The organism is Klebsiella sp. CN_Kp088, assembly GCF_040064335.1.
In the GTDB taxonomy this organism is placed as follows: Bacteria; Pseudomonadota; Gammaproteobacteria; order Enterobacterales; family Enterobacteriaceae; genus Klebsiella; species Klebsiella aerogenes.
Genome location: NZ_JBEAIQ010000001.1, coordinates 558,921 through 583,241, shown reverse-complemented (window position 1 = coordinate 583,241; position 24,321 = coordinate 558,921). Strand labels below are relative to the sequence as shown.

Annotated in this window: 20 protein-coding genes; 10 read left to right on the top strand and 10 right to left on the bottom strand. The window is 56.2% G+C overall.

From position 1 onward, the window contains the following. Positions 1-45: 45 nt before the first annotated feature. From ttcA to nifJ, 4 genes are all read right to left on the bottom strand, one after another. On the bottom strand, positions 46-981 hold the full coding sequence (ttcA, locus tag ABLV08_RS02810; protein WP_015366315.1) for a tRNA 2-thiocytidine(32) synthetase TtcA: 936 nt from the start codon (positions 979-981) through the stop codon (positions 46-48). Between the two features lie 214 nt (positions 982-1,195). Further along, positions 1,196-1,630, bottom strand: a complete 435-nt coding sequence (gene uspF, locus ABLV08_RS02805) for a universal stress protein UspF (RefSeq protein ID WP_015366316.1) — start codon at positions 1,628-1,630, stop codon at positions 1,196-1,198. A 144-nt stretch (positions 1,631-1,774) separates the two neighbouring features. Continuing rightward, a complete protein-coding gene (gene ompC, locus ABLV08_RS02800; protein WP_045382750.1) occupies positions 1,775-2,917 on the bottom strand; it encodes a porin OmpC in 1,143 nt (380 codons plus the stop codon). Positions 2,918-3,278: 361 nt separating this feature from the next. Then, positions 3,279-6,806 carry a pyruvate:ferredoxin (flavodoxin) oxidoreductase gene (nifJ, locus tag ABLV08_RS02795; RefSeq protein ID WP_348855534.1) on the bottom strand — a complete coding sequence of 1,176 codons (3,528 nt, stop codon included), beginning with the start codon at positions 6,804-6,806 and terminating at the stop codon, positions 3,279-3,281. A gap of 657 nt (positions 6,807-7,463) precedes the next feature. Between nifJ and ABLV08_RS02790 the strand changes: the two genes are divergently transcribed. Next, positions 7,464-7,730, top strand: a complete 267-nt coding sequence (locus ABLV08_RS02790) for a DUF333 domain-containing protein (protein ID WP_032711780.1) — start codon at positions 7,464-7,466, stop codon at positions 7,728-7,730. A gap of 16 nt (positions 7,731-7,746) precedes the next feature. Here ABLV08_RS02790 and hslJ read toward each other — a convergent pair whose 3' ends face one another. The 3 genes from hslJ to ABLV08_RS02775 all read right to left on the bottom strand — a co-directional run bounded on the left by hslJ (position 7,747) and on the right by ABLV08_RS02775 (position 9,931). Then, positions 7,747-8,169 (bottom strand): heat shock protein HslJ, encoded by a 423-nt coding sequence (gene hslJ / locus ABLV08_RS02785; protein WP_348855533.1) that lies wholly within the window; start codon positions 8,167-8,169, stop codon positions 7,747-7,749. Between the two features lie 125 nt (positions 8,170-8,294). After that, on the bottom strand, positions 8,295-9,284 hold the full coding sequence (locus ABLV08_RS02780; protein ID WP_141238672.1) for a 2-hydroxyacid dehydrogenase: 990 nt from the start codon (positions 9,282-9,284) through the stop codon (positions 8,295-8,297). Positions 9,285-9,430: 146 nt separating this feature from the next. Beyond that, positions 9,431-9,931, bottom strand: a complete 501-nt coding sequence (locus ABLV08_RS02775; protein ID WP_348855532.1) for a DedA family protein — start codon at positions 9,929-9,931, stop codon at positions 9,431-9,433. A 186-nt stretch (positions 9,932-10,117) separates the two neighbouring features. On the opposite strand from ABLV08_RS02775, the gene ABLV08_RS02770 reads away from it, so the two are divergent. The 3 genes from ABLV08_RS02770 to ABLV08_RS02760 are packed head-to-tail and all read left to right on the top strand — an operon-like array spanning position 10,118 to position 13,264. Beyond that, complete coding sequence (locus ABLV08_RS02770) at positions 10,118-12,751, top strand: YdbH family protein (protein ID WP_032711776.1); 2,634 nt, start codon at positions 10,118-10,120, stop codon at positions 12,749-12,751. After that, on the top strand, positions 12,748-12,933 hold the full coding sequence (locus ABLV08_RS02765; protein ID WP_015366326.1) for a YnbE family lipoprotein: 186 nt from the start codon (positions 12,748-12,750) through the stop codon (positions 12,931-12,933). The genes ABLV08_RS02770 and ABLV08_RS02765 overlap by 4 nt, the downstream gene beginning before the upstream one ends. A 7-nt stretch (positions 12,934-12,940) precedes the next feature. Beyond that, a complete protein-coding gene (locus ABLV08_RS02760) occupies positions 12,941-13,264 on the top strand; it encodes a YdbL family protein (protein ID WP_032711775.1) in 324 nt (107 codons plus the stop codon). Here ABLV08_RS02760 and feaR read toward each other — a convergent pair whose 3' ends face one another. After that, positions 13,265-14,173, bottom strand: coding sequence for a transcriptional regulator FeaR (gene feaR, locus ABLV08_RS02755; protein ID WP_015366328.1), 909 nt, complete (start codon positions 14,171-14,173; stop codon positions 13,265-13,267). It abuts the gene before it with no gap. A gap of 236 nt (positions 14,174-14,409) precedes the next feature. Here feaR and ABLV08_RS02750 point away from each other — a divergent pair, with 236 nt between their 5' ends. Together ABLV08_RS02750 and ABLV08_RS02745 are read left to right on the top strand one after the other, a co-directional pair. Further along, positions 14,410-15,909: an aldehyde dehydrogenase family protein gene (locus ABLV08_RS02750; protein ID WP_348855530.1), complete on the top strand. Its 1,500-nt coding sequence runs from the start codon at positions 14,410-14,412 to the stop codon at positions 15,907-15,909. 172 nt (positions 15,910-16,081) lie between these two features. Continuing rightward, positions 16,082-17,032, top strand: coding sequence for a zinc-dependent alcohol dehydrogenase family protein (locus ABLV08_RS02745; RefSeq protein ID WP_049052713.1), 951 nt, complete (start codon positions 16,082-16,084; stop codon positions 17,030-17,032). 2 nt (positions 17,033-17,034) lie between these two features. Here ABLV08_RS02745 and tynA read toward each other — a convergent pair whose 3' ends face one another. Then, positions 17,035-19,302 (bottom strand): primary-amine oxidase, encoded by a 2,268-nt coding sequence (gene tynA, locus ABLV08_RS02740; RefSeq protein ID WP_348855529.1) that lies wholly within the window; start codon positions 19,300-19,302, stop codon positions 17,035-17,037. A gap of 183 nt (positions 19,303-19,485) precedes the next feature. Further along, complete coding sequence (gene paaZ, locus ABLV08_RS02735) at positions 19,486-21,531, bottom strand: phenylacetic acid degradation bifunctional protein PaaZ (RefSeq protein ID WP_045388202.1); 2,046 nt, start codon at positions 21,529-21,531, stop codon at positions 19,486-19,488. Positions 21,532-21,817: 286 nt separating this feature from the next. On the opposite strand from paaZ, the gene paaA reads away from it, so the two are divergent. Genes paaA through paaD form a run of 4 tightly spaced genes read left to right on the top strand, consistent with a single transcriptional unit; the run spans position 21,818 to position 24,318 of the window. Next, positions 21,818-22,747 (top strand): 1,2-phenylacetyl-CoA epoxidase subunit PaaA, encoded by a 930-nt coding sequence (gene paaA, locus ABLV08_RS02730; RefSeq protein WP_213198365.1) that lies wholly within the window; start codon positions 21,818-21,820, stop codon positions 22,745-22,747. 11 nt (positions 22,748-22,758) lie between these two features. Then, positions 22,759-23,046, top strand: coding sequence for a 1,2-phenylacetyl-CoA epoxidase subunit PaaB (gene paaB / locus ABLV08_RS02725; protein WP_002902768.1), 288 nt, complete (start codon positions 22,759-22,761; stop codon positions 23,044-23,046). A gap of 7 nt (positions 23,047-23,053) precedes the next feature. Next, a complete protein-coding gene (gene paaC / locus ABLV08_RS02720; RefSeq protein ID WP_064736494.1) occupies positions 23,054-23,809 on the top strand; it encodes a 1,2-phenylacetyl-CoA epoxidase subunit PaaC in 756 nt (251 codons plus the stop codon). 11 nt (positions 23,810-23,820) lie between these two features. Continuing rightward, the gene (gene paaD, locus ABLV08_RS02715) at positions 23,821-24,318 is read left to right on the top strand and encodes a 1,2-phenylacetyl-CoA epoxidase subunit PaaD (protein WP_064736495.1); all 498 of its coding nucleotides are present in this window, start codon (positions 23,821-23,823) and stop codon (positions 24,316-24,318) included. Positions 24,319-24,321 lie beyond the last annotated feature (3 nt).

The window sequence follows — 24,321 nt, the reverse complement described above, 5'->3', positions numbered from 1 at the left end:
GCGGCAAGTGACGGTCTCCGGCGCTTGCCGGAGACGTGTTGCTTGTTATTTTACTTCAACCACATTCAGACGCAGTTCATCTAACTGAGCGTCTTCTTCTTCCGGCTGCCAGCCCGCAGGCTGCAGCGGGATTTCTTCGCGGTCAAAGGCCAGATCGCCGCCGTCAACCACCGCAGAACCGTGTGTGATGGATTTAAAATCAAACAGATTGACGTCGCTCAGGTGCGACGGCACCACGTTCTGCATTGCGCTAAACATGGTTTCGATACGGCCAGGATAGCGTTTATCCCAATCGCGCAGCATATCGGCGATCACCTGACGCTGCAGGTTAGGCTGGGAGCCGCACAGGTTACAAGGAATGATCGGGAAGCCTTTGGCCTGCGAGAAGCGTTCGATATCTTTTTCGCGGCAGTAGGCGAGCGGGCGGATAACGATATGTTTGCCGTCATCGCTCATCAGCTTCGGCGGCATACCTTTCATTTTGCCGCCGTAGAACATGTTGAGGAACAGCGTCTGCAGGATATCGTCGCGGTGATGGCCGAGCGCGATTTTGGTCGCGCCCAGTTCGGTCGCCGTACGGTAGAGAATGCCGCGACGCAGACGAGAACACAGTGAGCAAGTGGTTTTGCCTTCCGGGATTTTCTCTTTAACGATGCCGTAAGTGTTCTCTTCGACAATCTTATACTCAACGCCCAACTGTTCCAGATACGCCGGCAGAATGTGTTCCGGGAAGCCCGGCTGTTTCTGATCGAGGTTAACGGCCACCAGCGAGAAAGAAATAGGCGCGCTTTTTTGCAGGCTGCGCAGAATTTCCAGCATGGTATAGCTGTCTTTACCGCCGGAAAGACAGACCATAATACGGTCGCCATCTTCAATCATGTTGAAGTCGGCGATCGCCTCACCGACATTGCGACGCAGTCGTTTCTGCAGCTTGTCGATGTTGTATTTTTCTTTTTTACTAATTTCTTGATTTTGCAGCATTTAATAGTGGCTCAATTCATAGTGTGGCATCAGAAGAGCACGCGTTGTGCCAGTCGCTGGAGCAATTCCCGCTGGCGCGTAGCAATGAGTGAGGTCTGATAGAAAACCGTGGCGTGTATGGTACGGATTCGGGGGGGCAATGTCAGCATCTTTCCGGCACTTTAATCCGCGAGGAGTAAAGATAATAAAGCCCGCCGGGCGGCGGGCTTTGCGATTATCTGACGACCAGTACCGAGCACTCGGCATGGCGCACTACCGCCGCGGCGTTAGAGCCGAGCAGATAAGTGGTGATGTCCGGGCGATGCGAGGCGATAATGACCAGGTCGGCAGGCAGCGATTTAGCCAGCGCCAGGATCTTATCTTTTGGCGAGCCTTCGGCAACGTGGAAATGCATTCTGTCTTCCGGAATGGCGAAGCCTTTGGCCAGTTCACGCAACTGTGCTTCCGATTCGGCGCGCAGTTCATCCATTGCCGGCAGTTCAGCGGTATAGGCCATACCCAGAGAGGCGTAGTAGGGTAGCGAAGGGATAACGGTGAGGAAATGCACCTGCGCGTCATCGACGCGTGCTTCGGATTCAACGTGGCGGATCACACGTTGAGTAAATTCTTTATCAGAAATATCGATGGGTACCAGAATCATTCTACTCATAAAACCTCCTGTTTTAATAACCACCAAAACAGTATGCCATCAGGATTGAGGTTCTACTACAGCGTGAATCACAAATTGGTACGGGAACCGGCATTTTATTGGCGGTTGAAGTGAAATGCCCGCCGCAAACGGCGGGCGCAAGCATTAGAACTGATATACCAGACCCAGTGCTACGATATTGTCGGTAGAAATACCGTTGTCTTTATAGAAGTCGTCATTGCCGTCGAGCAGGTTGATTTTGTAATCAACGTAGGTGGACATATTACGGTTGAAGTAATAGGTCGCGCCGACATCCATATATTTAACCAGATCTTTATCGGAGTACTGACCGCCGTAAACCAGATCTTTACCTTTGGACTGCAGGTAGGAAATTGCCGGACGCAGACCGAAATCGAACTGATACTGTGCAGTAACTTCAAAGTTCTGGGTTTTGTTGGCGATGGTGCCATTCTGATTGCCGTACGGCGTCATGTTACGAGTTTCAGAATACATGGTCGCCAGATAGATGTTGTTCGCATCGTATTTAACGCCTGCGGTCCAGGCATCGGCTTTATCACCGCCCGCGGTAGACTGATGGGTCTGCTCGTTGGTACGGTCAGAAGAGCTGTAGGCCGCGCCTACGCTGACGCCCATACCTAAATCATAGGTAGAGGAGATACCGAAGCCATCGCCGTTAGAGTTTTTAACATCGCGGCCGTCGCCATTGGCGGTACCTTCCTGGCTGGCGGAAGGGTTATATTCGTGGCTGGACTGATCTTCATTTTTACCCTGATACTGCAAGGCGAAGTTCAGGCCGTTAACCAGGCCGAAGAAATCGCTGTTACGATAGGTTGCGACACCGTTGGCGCGGCCGGTCATAAAGTTGTCAGCGTAGGTGTAAGAGTCGCCGCCGAACTCCGGCAGCATATCGGTCCAGGCTTCTACGTCGTACAGGACGCCGTAGTTACGGCCATAGTCGAATGAACCGTAGTCGCCCGCTTTGATCCCGGCGAAAGCCAGACGAGTCCATGCCTGATCGCCAGAGCTTTCAGTATTGTTAGCCTGAACGTTGTATTCCCACTGACCGTAGCCGGTGAGCATATCGTTAATTTGCGTTTCACCTTTAAAGCCGAAGCGCAGGTAGGTCTGGTCGCCGTCTTTGCTGGAGTCGCTGGAGAAATAGTGTAAGCCGTCTACCTTGCCGTAGAGATCTAATTTGTTGCCATCTTTATTATAAATTTCTGCCGCGTGAGCAGCGCCGGCAGCCAATAATGCCGGGATAACCAATGCCAGTGCTTTTCTTTTCATTTGGATATTCCTTTAACTATTTTTGTTTTAACTTCCTGGGTGGAAGTACGGCCATGCTAAAGGAGCGCATTCTGATATGATAAGTATCAATTGTTACAATATAAGTAAATTCTAAAGCAAATAAATATACAGTAATGATAATTTTCCGCATGAATATATTGTGAGGATGCATATAAAATAAAAATTATACATCATCGTTTGAATATCGTATTCTGCCTGGGTTATATGCCTTTATTGTCATTTAAAATTTATATTGTTGCCGTCTCATTCATATCGAATGATTAATTCGTCGGAAAATGACAAGCCCGAATAGTTTTACTATTCGGGCTTTTTTTATCGCGCCAGATTTTCGTCCGCCGGGTTAACTTTCGGTTGCCGGTTTCTCCGTTTTACCTGCCAGCTGGGCCAGGAAATCATAGCGTTTTTGCAGGTCGGCGGCCGCGTCCTTCCACAACTGCTCGGCGACTTCCGGCTGCTGGGCGTTCAGGCGGCGGAAGCGTTGCTCGTTGAGCAGCGTTTCAGCCAGCGCGTCTGATGGCGGGCGCGAGTCCAACGCCAGCGGCAGCTTGCCTTCATCGGCGCGACGCGGGTCGAAGCGGTACAGAGGCCAGAAGCCGGTTGCCGTCAGCTGGCGCATCTGGTCGTGGCTCAACGCCAGGTCATAGCCGTGCTCCTCGCACGGGCTATAGGCAATAATCAACGATGGGCCCGGATAGGCTTCTGCCTCCTGAATCGCCTTCACCGTCTGGTTAAGCTGTGCGCCGAGCGAAATCTGCGCCACATAGACATGACCGTACATCATCATGCTCACACCGAGATCTTTGCGCGCCTTACGTTTGCCATGTTCGCCAAACTTGGTGACTGCGCCGAGTGGCGTCGCCTTTGATGCCTGACCACCGGTATTGGAGTAACATTGCGTATCGAGCACCAGGATATTGACGTTTTCGGTCAGGCTCAGCACATGGTCAAGACCGCCAAAGCCAATATCATAGGCCCAGCCATCACCGCCGATAAGCCAGACTGATTTCTCGACTAACGCATCCGCATCGGTGAGCAGCTCTTCGGCCCCTTCGACCCCCGTCAGCGCCTGACGCAGCTCGGCGACCTGTTCGCGGCGCGCTTCCGGCGACGCTTCCGTATGCAGCGCGGCGTTCAATTCGGCTGGAAGTTTATCGGCAAATTCGCTCAACAACCGCATCACGCGCTGGCGGTGTTGGTCGACGGTTAAGCGGAAGCCCAGGCCGAATTCGGCGTTATCTTCAAACAACGAGTTGGCCCACGCCGGACCACGTCCGTTAGCGTCAGTGGTATAAGGCGTTGAGGGGAGGTTGCCGCCGTAAATGGACGAACAGCCGGTGGCGTTGGCAATCAACATCCGATCGCCATACAGCTGGGTCAACAGTTTGATATACGGCGTTTCGCCGCAGCCCGAGCAGGCGCCAGAGTATTCAAACAGCGGGCTAATTAGCTGCGAGGTGCGAATATCAATGCGCTCAAGTTTGGTGCGATCGATTTCCGGCAGGTTGAGGAAGTAGTCGTAATTGACTTTCTCTTCTTCAACATGCTCAAGGCGCGACATCATATTGATGGCCTTGATGTCCGGATTCTGGCGATCTTTCGCCGGGCACACTTCGACGCAAAGGTTGCAGCCGGTGCAATCTTCCGGCGCGACCTGCAGAACGTATTTCTGCCCGCGCATATCGCGGGATTTCACATCCAGCGAGTGCAGGCTGGCTGGCGCGTTTTCCATCTCTTCTGGAGCGACCACTTTGGCGCGGATCGCCGAATGCGGACAGGCTGCGACGCAGTGGTTGCACTGGGTACACAGCTCTTCCTTCCAGATCGGGATCTCTTCGGCAATGTTGCGTTTTTCCCAACGGGTCGTGCCCATGGGCCAGGTACCATCTGGCGGCAGCGCGGAGACCGGCAGCGCATCGCCAAGACCGGCAAGCATCGCTGCGGTGACGGTTTTGACAAAGTCCGGCGCGGCATCGGAGACCACTGGCGGACGGTTGGGACTGCTGGCGTTAACCGGCTGCAGCGGCACTTCCGCCAGCGATTCGCGGGCCAGCGCCAGCGCCTGCCAGTTGCGTTCCACCAGCTCCTGGCCTTTACTGCTGTAGCTTTTGGCAATCGCACCCTGTAGTTCGGCCAGCGCGCTGTCGCCCGGCAGGATTTGGGTTAAATGGAAAAAGGCCATCTGCATAACGGTGTTGATGCGCGCGCCAAGGCTGCACTCACGGGCGATTTTCGCCGCGTTGACGACATAAAAGCGCGCCTGCTTTTGATTCAGCGCGGCCTGTACTTCCTGCGGCAGACGGGACCATACCTCATCAGCGCTATAGGGAGTATTGAGCAGGAAAATGCCGCCAGGCTTCAACCGCTCTACCATCTGATATTTATCGATAAACTGCAGTTGGTGGCAGCCGACGAAATCGGCCTGCGAGATCAGATACGACGAGCGGATGGGTTTTTCGCTGACGCGCAGGTGCGAGACGGTCAGGCCGCCGGCCTTCTTCGAATCATAGACAAAATAGCCCTGTGAGAACCACGGCGTGGAGTTGCCAATAATCTTGATATTGTTTTTGGTCGCCGAGACGCTACCGTCGCTACCGAGGCCGTAAAACAGCGCTTCCAGCTTCGCTTCCGCCGGTAGCGTATTTTCCGCCAGCGGCAGCGAAAGGTTCGTCACATCATCGTAAATGCCAACGGTAAAGCGGGGTTTTGGCTGTGCGGCCTGTAACTCATTAAAGATAGCCAGCACGCATTCCGGGCCAAACTCTTTGGACGAGAGACCATAACGGCCGCCGATAGTACGCGGTAGCGTTTCGCGCTCGCCGCGGTTGAAGGCTTCCGCCAGCGCGGTCATCACGTCGAGATACAACGGTTCGGCAAGCGCGCCGGGTTCTTTGGTGCGATCCAGTACGGCAACCGCGCGGGCGCTCTCCGGTAATGCCTGCAGCAGATGCGTGGCGGAGAACGGGCGATAGAGGCGAACTTTCAGCACGCCGACTTTTTCCCCACGGCTCAGCAGTTCATCAACGACCTCTTCACAGGTGCCGATAGCGGACCCCATGATGACAATAACCCGTTCCGCCTGCGGGTGACCGTAAAATTCGAACGGTTTGTACTGGCGACCGGTGGCGGCGGCGAAATCATTCATCGCCGTTTCAACGTGTTCATATACCGCGTCGTACCACGGGTTGGTCGCTTCACGGGACTGGAAATAAGTGTCCGGGTTGGCGGAGGTGCCGCGGATTACCGGATGCTCCGGGTTAAGGGCGCGTTGGCGATGCTCGGCGATTTTATCCTGCGGCAGCAGGGAACGAATGGTGTCATCCGCCAGCGGCGCGATTTTGTTGATTTCGTGCGAGGTGCGGAAACCATCAAAGAAATGGATAAACGGCACCCGGCTTTGCAGCGTGGCGATATGGGAAATCAGCGCGAAGTCTTGCGCTTCCTGGACGCTGCTGGCGCACAGCATCGCGCAGCCGGTCTGGCGCACGGCCATCACGTCGGAATGATCGCCGAAAATTGACAGGGCGTGGGTAGCCACGGTGCGGGCGGCGACGTGCAGGACAAATGGCATCAACTGGCCGGCCAATTTATACAGCGTTGGGATCATCAGCAGCAGGCCCTGCGATGACGTAAAGGAAGTGGAGAGGGCGCCGGTCTGCAGCGCGCCGTGCACGGCGCCGATAGCCCCGGCTTCCGACTGCATTTCGACCACGCGGGGGACATCGCCCCAGACGTTTTTCAGCCCATCGCCAGACCAGGCGTCAGCCTGCTCCGCCATCGTTGAACTGGGCGTAATCGGGTAGATGGCGATAACTTCACTCGTGCGAAACGCGACTGAAGCGACCGCGCCATTACCGTCAATCGTAATCATAAGAAGACACCCTTACATTGCGCAAAAAGAAGGGACTCGTGAAACGGCGACGAGTCCTGTTGTTATCTCCATATTTTAGCAAACGCCCGCCGCGACCATTTTCGCATTTGTGTCCTTGGGAATGTCCTTATCTATGTTTGGATCAACTTTTTGGCGGAAAAACAAAAATGTGGCTGATAAAGGGGCCGAAGTGGGTGGCGTTGGATACCTGCGATGCACCACTTAAATAAAGCAAAATATATTTTTAAATTTAATAGCTTTTAGCCAACCGGCAATCGCGTGCTATTTATTTGCTGCGGTGAATTCCCCTCTGCAGCGGAGCGTTCAGTTCAGTCTCCTGTTGGCGAAAATTAGCACGCGAATTAGCTCGAACTGGCTAATTCACCGGGAGGCACCCGGCACCGCAATCATTCGTTCTCAACTTATGCCGCCAGGTCGCTGCAAGCGTGATTTTTTCGTCGGGAAAATATTTCGCTCTGGGATGAAAGTCGCGCTGGCGCGGCGCTTTGCCTGACGAGATCAAGCTTTAAGCGGAAAATTTGCTAGAAAATGTTAATGAGGCGCATAAATACGTATTTCGCCTCTCGACGGCAGGCGCTGCGCTGCCTATTATTCTTGAGTTTGTTCATTCTAAGATGTTTCTGAAAGGGGGAGAGGATGCGAGCTGCGTTTTTAGTGGGGTGTGCTGCGTTATTACTGTCGGCTTGTAGCAACGAGCCGGTGCAACAAGCGACTGCGGCACACGTACCGCCCGGCATGCGCGCCGCGATGAGCGACAGCGGCCAGGCGAATTGCGCGATGGTTGGCGGTTCATTATCCGTTGCCCGCCAGCTTGATGGCTCCGCTATTGGTATGTGCGCGCTACCGAACGGTAAACGCTGCAGCGAGCAGGCGTTAGCGGGCGGAAGCTGCGGAAACTACTAATACGCAACGCGCCTCGCTACATTAAATCGGCGAGTTTATACACCAGCGAGTGGTCGGCGGTCGCCAGCGTGAGCTGATTCTCCGTCAGATCGACCTGCGCGCCATCGCGCAGCATTTTGCTGAGGGTATTATCCAGCGCGTTCCGTTGTGGATCCGCGCACAGCTTACGCGTCATCGCCAGCTGTTCAACTTTTAGCTCGCCGTCCGACAGCTTGCCCTCGCCGCTGAAGCCATTGCACATCGTGCCTGATACATACATTTTTTCACCGAAGCTAATTTCCGGCGGCGGCGTCTGGCTTGCCGGTAGCGCCTGGCCGTTAACGCTGGTCAGCACAAAACGATGATGTTGTAGTTGTTCGGCGTTGGTAGAAACTTTGTTGTTGTATACGCAGCCCGAGAGCAGCATGCCCGCCGCCAGCAGTGCAGCAAACTTATTCATTCGTACTCCAAAACATTTGTCATATCAATAAAAGCGAAAACAGTTTAACTGTAATGCAGGCAGGATCTGTGGGGATTATCTGAATGTGCCCCCCGTTAGCGGGGAGCACAAAAGGGGAAAGAAGTTTAGACCAGCGCGTTCGGGCAGGTTTCGCCCTTAGCTACCTGCTGCAGATTGCCAAGCGTTGTCTCGGAAATACCGATCAGCGCTTCTGCTGTCAGGAATGCCTGGTGTCCGGTAAACAGGACGTTGTGGCAGGCGGAGAGCCGGCGGAACACGTCATCCTGGATGACATCATTCGATTTATCTTCAAAGAACAGATCGCGTTCATTTTCATACACGTCCATTCCCAGCGCGCCGATTTTCTGGTGCTTCAGCGCGTCGATAGCCGCTTGTGAATCTATTAGCGCGCCGCGGCTGGTATTAATGACCATCACGCCGTCTTTCATCTGATCGAATGCCGCCTGGTTGAGCAGGTGATAGTTATCGTTGGTAAGCGGGCAGTGCAGGGATATGACGTCGGACTGCGCGTACAGCGTCGGCAGGTCGACATATTCAACGCCGAGATCCAGCGCCGCCGCGCTCGGATAGGGATCAAACGCCAGCAGACGCATACCGAAACCTTTGAGGATCCGCAGCGTCGCAACGCCGATTTTACCGGTGCCGATCACTCCTGCGGTTTTACCGTACATGGTGAAGCCGGTCAGCCCTTCCAGCGAGAAGTTGGCATCGCGGGTACGTTGATAGGCGCGGTGAATGCGACGGTTCAACGACATCATCATACCGATGGCGTGTTCAGCAACGGCTTCCGGCGAGTAGGCCGGAACGCGCACGACGCGCAGGCCCAGCTCTTTAGCCGCGTCAAGATCGACGTTGTTAAACCCGGCGCAGCGCAGCGCGATGTATTTCACGCCGTGGGCTTTTAGCTCTTCCAGCACCGGGCGGCTACCGTCGTCGTTAACGAAGATACATACCGCTTCACAACCGTTGGCCGTTTTCGCGGTCTTTTCGGTCAGCATGAAGTCAAAAAATTCCAGTTCAAAGCCGTATGCGTCGTTAACATGCTGCAGATACTTTTTATCGTACTGCTTGGTACTATAAACAGCGATTTTCATAAGGCTTTCCTCTAGTGATAATACCGTCACGGTAGCATAATTAAAATAATCTTACAAATATTAAAAATTAGTTTAATCATCAGGTTATGATATTAATTCTAGAGCATATCTCAGTCTTAAGAAATCTCTTTAAAAGACAATACGTTTCACCAAAAACTGAGGCTGAATGCCCCCGGCGCCAGCAGGATAAATGGCCAGAGCAAACCCGATGCCACATTGGCAACCTGGAAACACCATAGCGGTGTACCGCTGGCGCCGGTGACTAGCGGTAACGTTGCTCGCAGCGGCGACAGAAAACGGCTAAAGAACACCGCCCAACCGCCGTGACGGTGCAGGAATAGCTGGCAACGCAGCACGCGTTCGGCGCTGAGCCAGCGCAGACGCTGCAGATGATGCTGATAGCGACGGCCAATTTGCCATGAGAGCCAGAATCCGCCGATTGCGCCCAGGCTGGCGCTTAGCCACATTAACAGGAAATGACCGATGCTGGTTGAGGCAAGGGCTCCGAGAACCAGCAACCCGGAGGTACCGGGGATCACAAAAGAGATTAGGGCGCAGGATTTACTGAAGGTCAGCAGAAAAACAATCAGTAATACCAATGAATAATGGCTCTGGGCGCGTTCGATCAGCGAGATAATGAGCTCCACGGAATAACGGCTCCTTATTACCTGTTTTTCCAAGTGTCGCAGGCACAATTTAAACGAAGACTAAATAGTTATTCAGCAGAAATGAGTGCGACTATCCTTAATCAGGACGTTAACTTTCACTCGCGGGTCGAACGTGCCACAATAGGCGCCTATCGGCTTTTACTTAGAATCAGGATTTGACTGCCCATGAAGGGTAAATATAAAGCCGCTCTTGCGCTGTTATTAGCTCTAATTTTGCTGCCGTTGGCCCTGCTGGCCACATTAACGCATTGGGTTCCGACGCTGGCGGGCATCTGGCTGCCGGTCGGCACGCGTATCTCGCTTGGCGAAAGTCCGCGCCTGACGCGCTCCTCGTTGATTATCCCCGATTTACGCTACCTGGTGGGCGATTGTGAAATTGCTCGTGTCAGCAACGCGCGCCTTACCCGTCCCAGCCGCTGGCGGCTACACCTGAGTGAACTGGATATCAATAGCGCCTGCCTGGCTAAGCTCCCCGCCAGCGAGCCGCTCTCCGGCGCGCCGCGAACCCTCGCCGAGTGGCAATCGATGCTGCCTTATAGTTGGTTAACTATCGACAATCTGCGCCTGTCGCCGTGGGAAAAATGGCAGGGGAAACTGGTGATGTCGTTGACGCCTGGGCAGCAGGATATCGGTTATTCAGGCAAAGAGGTCACATTACAGGCGAAACTGCGCGGCCAGACCTTAACGGTCAGCAATTTCAGCGCGCGGCTGGTGGAAGATCAGGCGCCGGTTAAGCTGGTCGGTGAATTCGAAATGCCGCTGGTGCCGGATGGTCTACCGGTCGATGGCCATCTGGTCAGCACCTTCGAGTTCCCACAAACGCCGGGTCTGGTGGATGCGGAACTGGAATGGCAGAAAAACCGCGGCCAGCTGCTGGTCACGCCGCGCGGTGAGGTCGAGCCGATGCTCGACCTGCCGTGGGAGATCACCCCTGAACGTATCACCATCAGCGATGGGCGCTGGAACACGGTGTATGCCGGCTATCCGCTTAGCGGGCGGGTTGCGCTATCGTTTGGCGACTGGCAGAAAGGCACCGAGGAGATGGAAATCAGCGGCCGGCTCAACGTGTTAACGCACGGCGAAGCGGGTAAAGGCAACGCCGTGCTGAATATTGGCCCAGGTAAGCTAAGCATGGACCACAGCGACATGCCGCTCAGCCTGACCGGCGAAGCCAAGCTCGACGATATGATTTTTTATGCCGTGCTGCCCGCAAAACTCAGCGGCCCGCTGATGACGCCAGAGCTGGCTTTCCATCCCGGCGCGCTGCTGCGTTCACGCGGGCGGGTGATTGACTCGCTGAACATCGATGAGATCCGTCTGCCGTTGGCGGGGGTGAAAGTGACGCAGCAGGGGGTGGATGGCCGCCTGCAGGCGATACTGCGCGCCCATGAACAGGAAATGGGCGATTTTACCCTGCATCTGGATGGGCAGGCCGACAATTTTATGCCCGACCGCGGTCGCTGGTCGTGGCGTTATTGGGGCGATGGTCACTTTTCGCCGATGCAGGCGCGCTGGGATGTGAAAGGCGCCGGTGAGTGGCGGGATAGCGCCATTATTCTTAACAGCCTGTCGACCGGGTTCGATAAGCTACAGTACGGCACCATGCTGGTCAGCACGCCGCGCCTGACCCTCGATAAACCCATTCACTGGCTGCGCAATGAACAGCATCCAAAATTCAGCGGTACGTTGTCGCTGGATGCCGGTAAAACCACCTTCAGCGGCGGCAGCGTTCTGCCGCCGTCAACGCTCAAATTCAATATTGATGGCCGCGATCCGACCTGGTTCCTGTTTAACGGCTCATTGCACGCGGAGAAAATCGGCCCGATTCGTCTGACCGGCCGTTGGGACGGCGAACGCTTGCGTGGCCAGGCATGGTGGCCGAAACAGGCGCTAAGCGTATTCCAGCCGCTGATCCCGCCGGACTGGAAAATGACCCTAAGAGAAGGTGATATGTATGCGCAGGTAGCCTTTTCCGCAGCCTCCGGGCAGGGCTTTGAGGCCGGGGGCCATGGCGTCTTAAAAGGCGGTAGCGCCTGGATGCCGGACAACCAGATCAACGGCGTCGACTTTGTTCTGCCATTCCGCTTCAGCGGCGGGAGCTGGCAGCTCGGTACCCGCCGTCCGGTTTCACTGCGTATTGGCGAAATCGTCAACCAGTTCACCGCCAAAAATCTGAGTGCCGATCTCCAGGGAACATGGCCCTGGAGCGAGCAGGATCCGCTGGAATTGAGCAACGTTAATGTTGATATCCTTGGCGGCAAGCTGTCCATGCAGCAGCTAAGGATGCCGCAGCATCAACCGGCGCTGCTGCGTCTGCAGAATATCTCCAGCAGTGAGTTGATAAGCGCCATCAAAGTAAAACAATTTGCGGTCTCTGGCGCGTTTAACGGCGCGTTACCGTTATGGCTGAACAACGATAAATGGATCATTAAAGACGGCTGGTTTAGCAACCCCGGCCCGATGACCCTGCGGCTGGATAAAGACACCGCCGATGCGTTGGTGGCCGATAACGTCTCCGCCGGCGCGGCAATTAACTGGCTACGCTACATGGAAGTCTCGAAATCATGGACGCGCATCAACCTTGATAATCTCGGCAAGCTGACGATGAGCGCGGCGATTAGCGGCACCAGCCGGGTGGACGGAAAAAGCAGCACCGTGCATTTAAACTATACCCATGAAGAGAATATTTTCGATCTGTGGCGCAGTTTGCGCTTCGGCGATAATTTGCAGGCATGGCTTGAGCAGAATGCAAAACTGCCCGCCCCGCGCTGTACGGATACATGTAAGGAACCAAAATGATAAAACTGTTCGCCGCGGCGCTGGCGACCCTGCTGCTGGCAGGCTGTACGCCGCGTATTGAAATCGCCGCGTCCAAGGAGCCGATCACCATCAATATGAATGTCAAAATTGAGCATGAGATTCATATTAAGGTGGATAAGGATGTCGAAAATTTGCTGAAGTCACGTAGCGATCTGTTCTGAGGCGATAATGAGAAAACGACTGCTGACTGCAACCCTGGCGTTAATGCTATTGAGTAGCCCGGTGCTGGCGCTGACCTTGAATGAGGCGCGGGCGCAGGGTCGAGTGGGGGAGACGCTGAACGGCTATCTGGCGCCGCTGAAACAGGATGCGCAGACGTTGGCGTTAGTTAAACAGATTAATGCCGCGCGCAGCGAAAGCTACCAGCAACTGGCGGACGACAATAATCTGCCGGTGGATGAGGTGGCGAAAATGGCCGGACAGAAACTGGTCGCCCGCGCACAGCCGGGAGAATATGTGCAGGGGATTAACGGTAAATGGTTGCGCAAATAGTTAACGATAGCGCTTGCGGTATTCGCCAGGCGACACGCCGAAGCGCTGCTTAAACGCCGTTGAAAAATGGCTATGGTCGCTAAAGCCCCAACTGTAGCCAATTCCCGCCAGTTTCTCTTCGTCGTGCGCGTTTTGTAACGCCCGGGCGCACAGGTCAAGACGCCGGTTTTTAATATACTGCGCGACCACCAGACCCTTATCGGCAAACAGGCGGTACAAGCTGCGTACCGACATGCCGGTTTCCCCGGCCAGCCACTCCGGACGCAGCTGTTCCGACTGTATCGACTCATCTATCAACGCCATGATCTTTTGAAATTGCTTGTCGCGGCGCGTCGGCGGCGCGTCCTGTTGCAGCAGCATTGGGCGTAACAGGCAGATGATAGCCTCCAGCGCCGCTTCGCCTTCGCTTTCTGAGAGCGCCGGGCTGCGTAAACTTTCTTGCAGCAACCGCTGGCTGAGCTGGACCATCGGCAGCGTTTTATTCAGCCGGGTGGCGATGCTGATGTCGCCGCCGTGCAGCTGGCTTTCCACGAGCTGGCGGGGCAGCAGCAGCGAAGCCTGTTTTGACGTGTGTTGCCAGAAGATAGAACAGGGACGCGAGGCATCAATGAGCGTGATATCGCCGGCTTCGAGCGCCACCTGGCGCTCGTCCTGCTCGATAGCCGCCTGGCCTTCGAGCTGAAAAACGGTATAGAACCAGGCGTCGTTGTCGCGTTTGATTTCGTTACGGGTGCGGTAAAGATTGACGCCGCGGGCGGTGACGGTACTGACTTTGAGACTACCGGTATAGCTTGCATCAATCTCGCCATGGAATTCGTCGCCCAGCGGACGGGCGGCAAAATGGCCGCATACCTGATTAATCTTCGCTAACCAACGCTGATAGTCCTGCCCGCTTTCTACCGTCGCCATTGTCTGCACCTTGTAATAATGATGTTTCTGCATTGTTGCATTTATGCCGTGAGTGGCAAGAGCGCAGCGTGGAGTATATGAAAGAACTATTACCTGCGGCACATTTCACCGCCTTTCTGGGTGCTTAATTGCGGGACCTGTCACAGCGGCAACAACGATTGTCACAGAGAAAAAAGCGCAAATGGCTGACCCGTCCTAGACTGTGTTCACTTATCCGCGAACAATAAGGAAGTCGCATGTCCACATCACAGGTCGCGCTGCTCGCCAGCGTACAGCAGTTTCTCGACAGACAGCATGGCTTATATATTGATGGCAACCAGCAGGCGGCGCAGAGTGAAAAACGCTTAACCGTCTGGGACCCGGCCACCGGCCAGGCGATTGCCACTACGGCAGATGCTAATGCCGCCGACGTTGACCGCGCGGTGATGTCCGCCTGGCGCGGTTTTGTTGCCCGGAGCTGGGCCGGGCGCACGCCGGCCGACCGCGAGCGGATTCTGCTGCGTTTCGCCGATCTGGTGGAACAGCATGGTGAAGAGCTGGCGCAGCTCGAAACCCTTGAACAGGGGAAGTCGATCAATATTTCGCGCGCGTTTGAAGTCGGTTGCACCCTCAACTGGATGCGCTACACCGCCGGGCTGACCACCAAAATCAGCGGCCGTACGCTGGACGTTTCCATTCCATTCCCGGAAGGCGCGCGCTATCAGGCGTGGACCCGTAAAGAGCCGGTTGGGGTGGTGGCGGGGATTGTTCCGTGGAACTTCCCGCTGATGATCGGCATGTGGAAGGTGATGCCGGCGCTGGCTTCCGGCTGTTCAATTGTGATTAAACCCTCCGAGACGACGCCGTTAACGTTGCTACGGGTAGCAGAGCTGGCAACGGAAGCCGGGATCCCGGATGGCGTCTTTAATGTCGTCACCGGTAGCGGCGCCGAGTGCGGCGCGGCCTTAACGACCCATCCGCAGGTGGCGAAAGTGAGCTTCACCGGTTCGACCGCCACCGGCAAGCATATTGCCCGTGCGGCAGCTGACCGTCTGACCCGCGTAACCCTTGAACTCGGCGGCAAAAACCCGGCCATCGTGCTGAAAGATGCCGATCCGCAGTGGGTGATTGAAGGGCTGATGACCGGAAGTTTCCTCAATCAGGGGCAGGTATGCGCCGCCAGTTCGCGGATATATATCGAAGCGCCGCTGTTTGATAACCTGGTCGCTGGCTTTGAGCAGGCGGTTAAGTCGCTGCAGGTGGGGCCGGGAATGGTTGAAACGACGCAGATTAACCCGGTGGTGTCGCAGGCGCACTGCGCCAAAGTGGCCGCTTATCTGGATGAAGCGCGTCAACAAAACGCCGAGCTGATTAGCGGTAACGTTGGGCCAAATGGCAACGGTTTTTATATTGCGCCGACGCTGGTGATTAATCCGGATGCCGGGCTGCGCCTGAATCGCGAAGAGGTGTTCGGCCCGGTGGTAAACCTGGTGCGCGTCGCCGATGGCGAAGAGGCGCTACGTTTAGCCAACGACAGTGATTTTGGCCTCACCGCCAGCGTCTGGACCCGCGACCTGACCCAGGCGCTGAACTATACCGATCGCCTGCAGGCCGGTACGGTATGGGTTAACAGCCATACGCTTATCGATGCCAACCTGCCGTTCGGCGGAATGAAGCAGTCCGGTACCGGGCGCGATTTTGGTCCGGACTGGCTGGACGACTGGTGCGAAACCAAATCGGTGTGCGTGCGCTACTGATTTTTTGTCGGATGGCGCTACGCTTATCCGACCTACAGCGTGGTGCGCTTTGGTAGCCCGGAGAAGGCGCAACGCGCCGCCTCCGGGAAACTCGCGGTGGTTCGACATACCTCTTCCCCCTGAGCGCTGATTTGCTATGATCGGCGCTCTTTTTTTCTGATGTTGCCCCACTATGTGGAATGATGCGCTTTGCTATCAGCAGTACGGCGCGCCGGAAACGGTGCTCGCGCTGCATCACCTGTCGTTGCCGCCGCTGGCGCCCGGACTTGTTCGGGTACAAATGCGCTATGCGCCGGTCAACCCCTCCGATCTGATTCCCATTACCGGCGCTTACCGCCATCGTACGACGCTGCCATCGGTGGCGGGCTATGAAGGTGTTGGGGTGGTAGTTGAAGACTCGACAAACGGTCGCCCACTTCTGGGACAACGGGTTCTGCCGCTACGCGGCGCCGGAACCTGGCAGCGTTATCTCGATATTGACCCGCGCTGGCTGGTGCCGGTCGCTGAAGATATCGATGACATCCTGGCCGCGCGCGGCTATATCAATCCGCTGACCGCGATGCTGATGCTCACGCGCTGGCCGGTAGCGGGGAAACAGGTACTTTTGACCGCCGCTTCATCGTCCTGCGCCAGCCTGCTGGGACAGTGGGCGCTCGCCATGGGCGCGCGTTCGGTCAGCGGTATTATTCGTTCGCCACAGCACATCGCGCGCTTACAGCAATATGGCGTCTACCCGCTACTTGAAGGCGATAGCGCGCTGATTGAACAAGTAAGCCAGTACAGCGATCTGGTGTTTGATGCGGTGGGCGGTGAGCTGGCGAATTTTCTGCTGGCGGTACTGCCGCAGACGTCAACGCTGGTCACTTACGGGTTATTATCCGGTAAACCGCTCACCCAGACGCGAGGCTGCGCAGCGGTACGCAAATTTCATCTGCGGGAGGCCTTACCGACACTCAGCGTTGATGCGTGGCAGGCGGCGTTTGCCGGGATCTGGCGACAACTGCCGACCACGGCGCAGCCCGCCGCGCAGGTGATAAAGCTGTGCGACTGGCGTGAGGCGATTGTCGCCGCAGGCCAGCCAGGAAGAGGTGGTAAAATCCTGCTCGATTTCACCGCGGGCTAAGATTACTTTTTCTTCTCGCCAAGCGTTGGGGTTTCGTCAAAGAAGTTCCACGGCTTGAGTAGCGCATGCGCCCATTCGGTCGGCATGATCGGCCACTCTTCGGCGCGAGCGACGTGAGTGGTGCCGGTGGTAATCCACACGACGTCGTCGTGGTTAGTCAGCGACTCATCATCCTTCGCGTACTGGCCTAAGCCGGTATCCTGGGCGGAACGGTTAGGGTATTTCCCTTCCGGATAACGCTCTGTCGGGTGGTAACGCGTCACCCACAGCTGTTTATCCATAAAGCTCAGACGATGATATATCCACTCGTCCGGGGCGAACTTCGCGCCGGTCGCCGCCGGATGCGTGCCGCCGGCATAAGGGATAATCTGGTAAGAGACCGGGTTACCCATGCGGTTCTCTTTGCTGGAGTTGCTCAGCAGGCGGATAGTGCCAGGGTCGAATTTCTGCGCCGCTTTCTGCTCGCTATCGATTGTGTACTGATTCACCTGCATGGTGCTGGTGCGCGGGCCGCCGGCGGTGTTTGGCTTCACTTCAGGATCCATCGCCACCAGGGTGTTGTTTTCGCCGTCCACGTCGAGATCGAGGCGGAAATTATAAATATGCTGGTGGGTGGTGCCGACAATATTATGGTCGATCAGCGTCCCGTAGCGGGTATCCTCTTTAGCGCTGGGGTCGTGCATGGTCTTCGCCTTCACGCCTTTCACCGCTTCAATGCCGGTGGCGCCGGCATCGATACCGATGGTGCCATTGTCGTGGAACACCCAGTCAAAGATATAATCATAGTTCCCAACGGTACTGATCCAGCGTACCACCAGTTCCCGGCGTTCGGTGCTGACGTTGGGTTTGCCCATTTCCAGGTGCTTATACTCAGGCCCGGCATAGCGTTCGAATATGGCCACCGCCCCTGGAATAGTGGTGGGTTTGCCGGTGTAATCGGCGATAGTTTCGTCCAGCAGTACTGCATTTGACGGCGCATCTTTACCGCGAACAATAGGCGATGTTAGGGTGCCCATGCCGTAATCGCCGGAGTCCAGATAGGCTTTGAAATACCAGCCGACGTCAGGGTCGCCGTAGGGGACGATCATCCCGCCGAGGGAACCTTCATACATTACCTGGCGTTTTGTGCCGTTATCGTTGTAAGTCACCGTCGAGAGAATGGGCCCGACGCGCGAGTTCAGGCGCAGATGAAAATCCCAGTTCCGCCAGTGAATGGTATCGCCGGTGATCGTGTAGTTTTTGCCTTCCGGTTCGGTTATCTCCAGCGGTTTCACCGCCGGGGCGTTGCGGTCGCGACCATCGTAAGAACGGGGCTCCATCGGTACCGGGATCACCGGGCCTTCTTCGATTTTGATGATTTTCTTCGCTTCAAGGTCGACCACCGCCACCAGGTTTTCAATCGGGTGCGCCCAGTAGTTGCCGTCGCCGGTATCCAGATAACTGACGACTTTCAGCAGACGCGCATCCTGCTGCAGGCCATCTTTGCCATCAAAGTAGCCGACGGTGAGCGGGGTGGTGACCACCTTACTGGGATCGGTAATACCGTGCTTTTTCAGCACCTCAGCGAACTCGCTGCTGGCATTGATAATGTTCTGCACGCTGACGAAGTCATCGAGCAGTACCATACCGTGGGCGCCTTTAATCGGCGTCCAGGAGAGGATTTTTTTGTTTTGCAGATCGACGACGGCTTCAATGACGTGTTTGCCATCGAGCATCACCACATCGGCGGTGCGGGGTGCATCAACGGGCGTTCCCTGCAGGGCAAAGGCCCATACCGCCGCTTTATCCGGCTCGTGCAGCGAAATCTCAGTGAAGCGGGTATTCGGCTGGAACTCCGGAGCGGCTTTAACAATGGTCACTGCTTCACCGATTTCCGCCGCCGAGAGCGAATTTAACGGGTGAGGGCGTTTTTCTACCTGGAAGGTCTGATCGAGACCGGACTGGAATACATCGTTGATAAAGGTATCGGAGACCCAGGCTTTACCTTCCTTCATTACTACCGGCACCTGTAGATCAAGGGGTTTACCGTTGACGATCGCCGTTTTGGCGCCGGGTTTTACTTTGACGTAAGCGCCGTCTTTTATCAGGGTGAACATTTGCGCGTAGTCATCCCACTGCACATCGGCGCCGAACGCCTGCAGCGTTTTAACCAACGGCACCATGTGCGCTTCGCTACCGTGAGCGAAGACCGGTGATTGCCAGGCGCAAACCACCGCGACAGCCAGCGCCAGCGCGGTTTTACGAGGGGAAAACATCAAGCCGTTTGCCATTGTGACCTCATCTTATTGTTGTGTTGTTGTTGCCGCTGCGAATGTCGGCTTTGTTACGCTTACCCTAGCAGTCTGCCGCCCGGGAACGTTTGTTTGCTTTTGCCAGCTTGTTTGTCAGTTTTGCCAGACGGACGTAAAAAATGCCTCCGTAGAGGCATTAAGCGCGTGGGTGGTGCGTGTTGACTACGCCGGGAAGTCTCCCTGCTGGCGCGCCACCAGGGTTAGAATGGAATACAGCGCCACCGCCTGCTGGTGCTGGTTGAAAATCTCGACAGCCCATTCCACCACGCCGGTGGCTTTCTCATCGGCGCTGCGCTGACGTTTGACCGTTTTCCGCTTACAGGTCAGGCGAACCTGAATGGTGTCTCCCGGTTTGACCGGCTCAATAAAGCGCAGGTTTTCCATGCCGTAGTTGGCGATAACCGGCCCGACGCCGGCATCGACGAACAGCCCGGCCGCAGCGGAGATCAGGAAATAACCGTGGACCACCCGCTCGCCGAAAATCGACTCAGCGGCGGCGATTTTGTCCATGTGCGCGTAGAAATGATCGCCGCTCAGGCAGGCGAAATTAACGATATCCGCTTCGGTCAGCGTTCGGCGCGGGGTTAATAAGCTATCGCCAGGCTGGATCTCTTCGAAGTATTTACGGAACGGGTGAATGCGGTCTTCATTCACCTGAGCGCCGCGCACCCACTGCTGGCTTATGGTTGCCAGCATCGTTGGGCTGCCCTGAATCGCGGTACGCTGCATATAGTGTTTCACCGAACGCAGTCCGCCGAGCTCTTCTCCGCCGCCAGCACGGCCGGGGCCGCCGTGTACCAGCTGGGGCAGCGGCGAACCGTGGCCGGTTGATTCTACGGAGGATGCTTCATTCAGTATCTGAATACGGCCATGCGCGCGCGCGGCGCCAAGGATAAACTCGCGCGCCAGCTCGCCGCTGGCGGTGACCAGCGTACCAGCCAGGCTACCGCCGCCGGCGCGTGCCAGCGTGAGCGCATGCTGGCGGTCGCGATACGGCATCAGCGTCGCTACCGGGCCAAAGGCTTCAATGGCGTGAACCTCTGGCGTTTCATCCGGCTGCGGGCAGTACAGCAGGGTCGGCGGGAAGAACGCGCCATCAGCATTAAGATCTGCCTGTCCGCCGAGCAGCGCTTTACAGCCGGCGGCAATCAGTTTATTGACGTTATCCTGCACATCCTGACGCTGTTCGCGATTAACCAGGGCCCCCATCTTAATGCCCTCCTGCGCAGGGTCACCGACGGTTACTTTATGCAGGCGGGAGATCAGTGCATCGCTAACCGCATTAATCTGAGCCAGTGGCACGATGATTCTGCGGATAGCGGTACATTTTTGCCCGGCTTTCGCCGTCATCTCGCGGACCACTTCCCGAATAAACAGCGCGAATTCCGGTTGCTCCGGCGTGACGTCTTCACCTAATACGCAGCAGTTGAGCGAATCTGCTTCCATGGTAAAGGGAATAGATTTGGCCACCAGGTTAGGGTGCGTCCGTAGCTGTTGGCCGGTGGCGGCTGAGCCGGTAAAGGTCACCACATCCTGGCTATCGAGATGGTCGAGAAGATCGCTCGCGCCGCCGCAAATCAGGCTGATGGCGCCTTCCGGCACCAGGCCGCTGTCGACAATCGCTTTCACCATTGCCTGGGTGAGCTGGGCGGTAGCGGTTGCCGGTTTAATGATCGCCGGCATGCCGGCAAGCCAGGTCGGCGCCAGTTTTTCCAGCATTCCCCAGCAGGGGAAGTTGAAGGCGTTGATATGGATGGCGACGCCTGATTTTGATGTCAGCACATGACGCGCGGCAAAACCGCCCTGTTTGGAGAGCGGGATCAGCTCGTCTTCCGGCCACAGAATATCGTCCGGCAGTTCGCGGCTACCGAGCCCGGCATAAGTGAACAAAGTACCGATACCGCCTTCAATATCCACCCAACTGTCGGCGCGAGTGGCGCCGGTTTGCGCGGAGATGGCGTAGAACTCGTCTTTCTGCTCCAGCAACCGTTTTGCTACCGCTTTCAGCATCGCGCTGCGTTCAATAAAGGTCATCGCCTGCAGGGCTTTGCCACCGCGTTCAATCGCGAAACGACGCGCCTGCGCCATATCCAGGCCTTCACTGGTCACCTCCCAAAGCGCCGCGCCGGTGATGGCGTGATGGATAGTACGGGCGCGGCCCCGGCCGGTCTGCCAGGCGCCGGATAAGTAACTGGCTAACTGCTGCATCGCAAATCTCCATATGTGTTACGCATGATTACTATAAATAGTTCTTTTATGAATCATAAAATGCAAGTCTATATTTAATATTTTATTAACATTGTGATCGGTGGTTAATTGGGGTTTTTACTTATGTGACTGTTATAAATGCTATTTACAAAAGGTTTTGCGGTTATCATCACAAAAAGAACAAACAAAATTTGTGGTTTTATTTAACTAATATGTAACCTTAAACAAACAAAGTGATTCACATAAATGTTTTTGTTGTGAATATCGGAATCATAAAGGTGATGACGTGACAGAAGAACAACGCTTTGACCAGCGCATCGCGCAGGAAACGGCCATCGAACCGCGGGACTGGATGCCGGATGCCTACCGTAAGACCTTGATTCGTCAGATAGGTCAGCACGCGCACTCGGAAATTGTCGGCATGCTGCCGGAAGGCAACTGGATCACCCGTGCGCCGACGCTGCGCCGTAAAGCGATTCTGTTGGCTAAGGTACAGGATGAGGCCGGACACGGGCTGTATCTCTATAGCGCCGCGGAAACGCTGGGCTGCGCCCGGGAAGACCTGTATCAGAAAATGCTCGACGGGCAGATGAAGTACTCCTCCATTTTTAACTACCCGACCCTGAGCTGGGCCGATATAGGCGTGATCGGCTGGCTGGTCGATGGCGCGGCCATCGTCAACCAGGTGGCGCTGTGCCGGACCTCTTACGGCCCCTATGCCCGGGCGATGGTCAAAATCTGCAAAGAAGAGAGTTTTCACCAGCGCCAGGGATTTGAAGCCTGCATGGCGCTGGCGCAGGGCAATGACGTGCAGCGGCAGATGCTGCAGGACGCTATTAACCGCTTCTGGTGGCCGGCGCTGATGATGTTTGGCCCTAACGATGACAACTCGCCGAACAGCGCCCGCAGCATGGCGTGGAAAATCAAACTGCACTCCAACGACGAGCTGCGTCAGCGCTTCGTCGATAACACCGTGCCGCAGGTAGAGATCCTCGGTATGACCGTACCGGACCCGGATTTGCAGTTTGATGAAGCCAGCGGCCACTACCGCTTCGGCGAAATCGACTGGCAGGAATTTAACGAGGTGATTAGCGGCCGTGGCATTTGCAATCACGAGCGGCTGGCCGCCAAGCGTAAGGCTTGGGAAGAGGGCGAATGGGTGCGCGAAGCCGCGCTGGCCCATGCGCAAAAACTGCAGGCCCGCAGCGCGGCATGAGGAGAGACAACATGAGCAAAGTTTACTGGCCGTTATATGAAGTGTTCGTTCGCAGCAAACAGGGGTTATCCCATCGTCACGTCGGCAGTCTGCACGCTGCCGATGATCAAATGGCGTTGGAGAATGCCCGCGATGCCTACACCCGCCGCAGCGAAGGCTGCTCAATTTGGGTGGTGAAGGCCAGCGAAATCGTTGCTTCGCAGCCGGAAGATCGCGGCGAATTCTTCGACCCGGCGGAAAGCAAAGTCTACCGTCATCCGACTTTCTATACCGTGCCAGACGGCATGGAACATATGTGAGGCGGCGATGAATAACCCTAACCCCGTAGCCACCTACGCCCTGCGTCTTGGCGACAATGGTCTGGTTCTGGCCCAGCGTTTAGGCGCCTGGTGCGGCCATGCTCCCGAGCTCGAGATCGATCTTGCGCTGGCCAACATCGGCCTCGACCTGCTCGGCCAGGCGCGCAATTTTTTAAGCTATGCCGCCGAGCTTAACGGCTGCGGCGACGAAGATACGCTGGCCTTTGGCCGCGATGAGCGCCAGTTCAGCAACCTGCTGCTGGTGGAGCAGCCAAACGGCAATTTTGCCGACACTATCGCCCGCCAGTTCTTTATTGACGTCTGGCATGTCGCCCTGTTCAGCCGGCTGGTGAACAGCCGCGACACGCAGCTGTCGGCCATTGCCGCCAAAGGGCTGAAAGAGGTGCGTTACCACCAGCGCTTTAGCCGTGGCTGGCTGGAGCGTCTGGGTAACGGCACCGAGTTATCAAATCGCAAAATGCAGCAGGCGGTCGACAATCTGTGGCGCTTCACCGGCGAATTATTCCTTGCCGATGAAGTGGAGCTCAACCTGGTTGAGCAGGGCATTGCGGTTGATCCGCGTGCGCTTCAGGCCGAATGGCAAAGCGCGGTACACACGGCGCTGCTCGACTCCGGCTTACAGATCCCGCAAGAAGCGGCCTTCCGCAGCGGCGGCAAACAGGGGCTGCACAGTGAACATCTCGGCCCACTGCTGGCGGAGATGCAATATCTACAGCGTTCGCATCCCGGACTGCAGTGGTAAGTGAGGTGACTATGCAACGTCTTGCCGATGTCGCTCCTGCAGAGGTTCGCACCATCTGGGGATTATTAAGCGCGATCCCGGATCCGGAAGTGCCGGTACTCACCATCACCGACCTCGGTATGGTTCGCAGCGTCGCGCGCCACGGAGACGGCTGGGTGATTGGCTTTACCCCGACCTATTCGGGCTGCCCGGCGACGGAGCATCTGCTGGGCGAGATCCGTACGGTCATGAGCGAGCATGGCTTTCTGCCGGTGCATATCGTCCTGCAGTTAGATCCGCCGTGGACCACCGACTGGATGAGTCAGGATGCCCGCGAGCGCCTGCGTCAGTACGGCATCAGCCCGCCCCAGGGGCATGCCTGCCATGCAGACATGCCCGTTGAGGTGAGCTGTCCGCGCTGCGGCAGCACCCATACCTCGCTGATTAGTGAATTCGGTTCCACGGCCTGCAAAGCGCTCTATCGCTGCGACAGCTGCCGGGAACCTTTTGATTATTTTAAATGTATTTGAGGT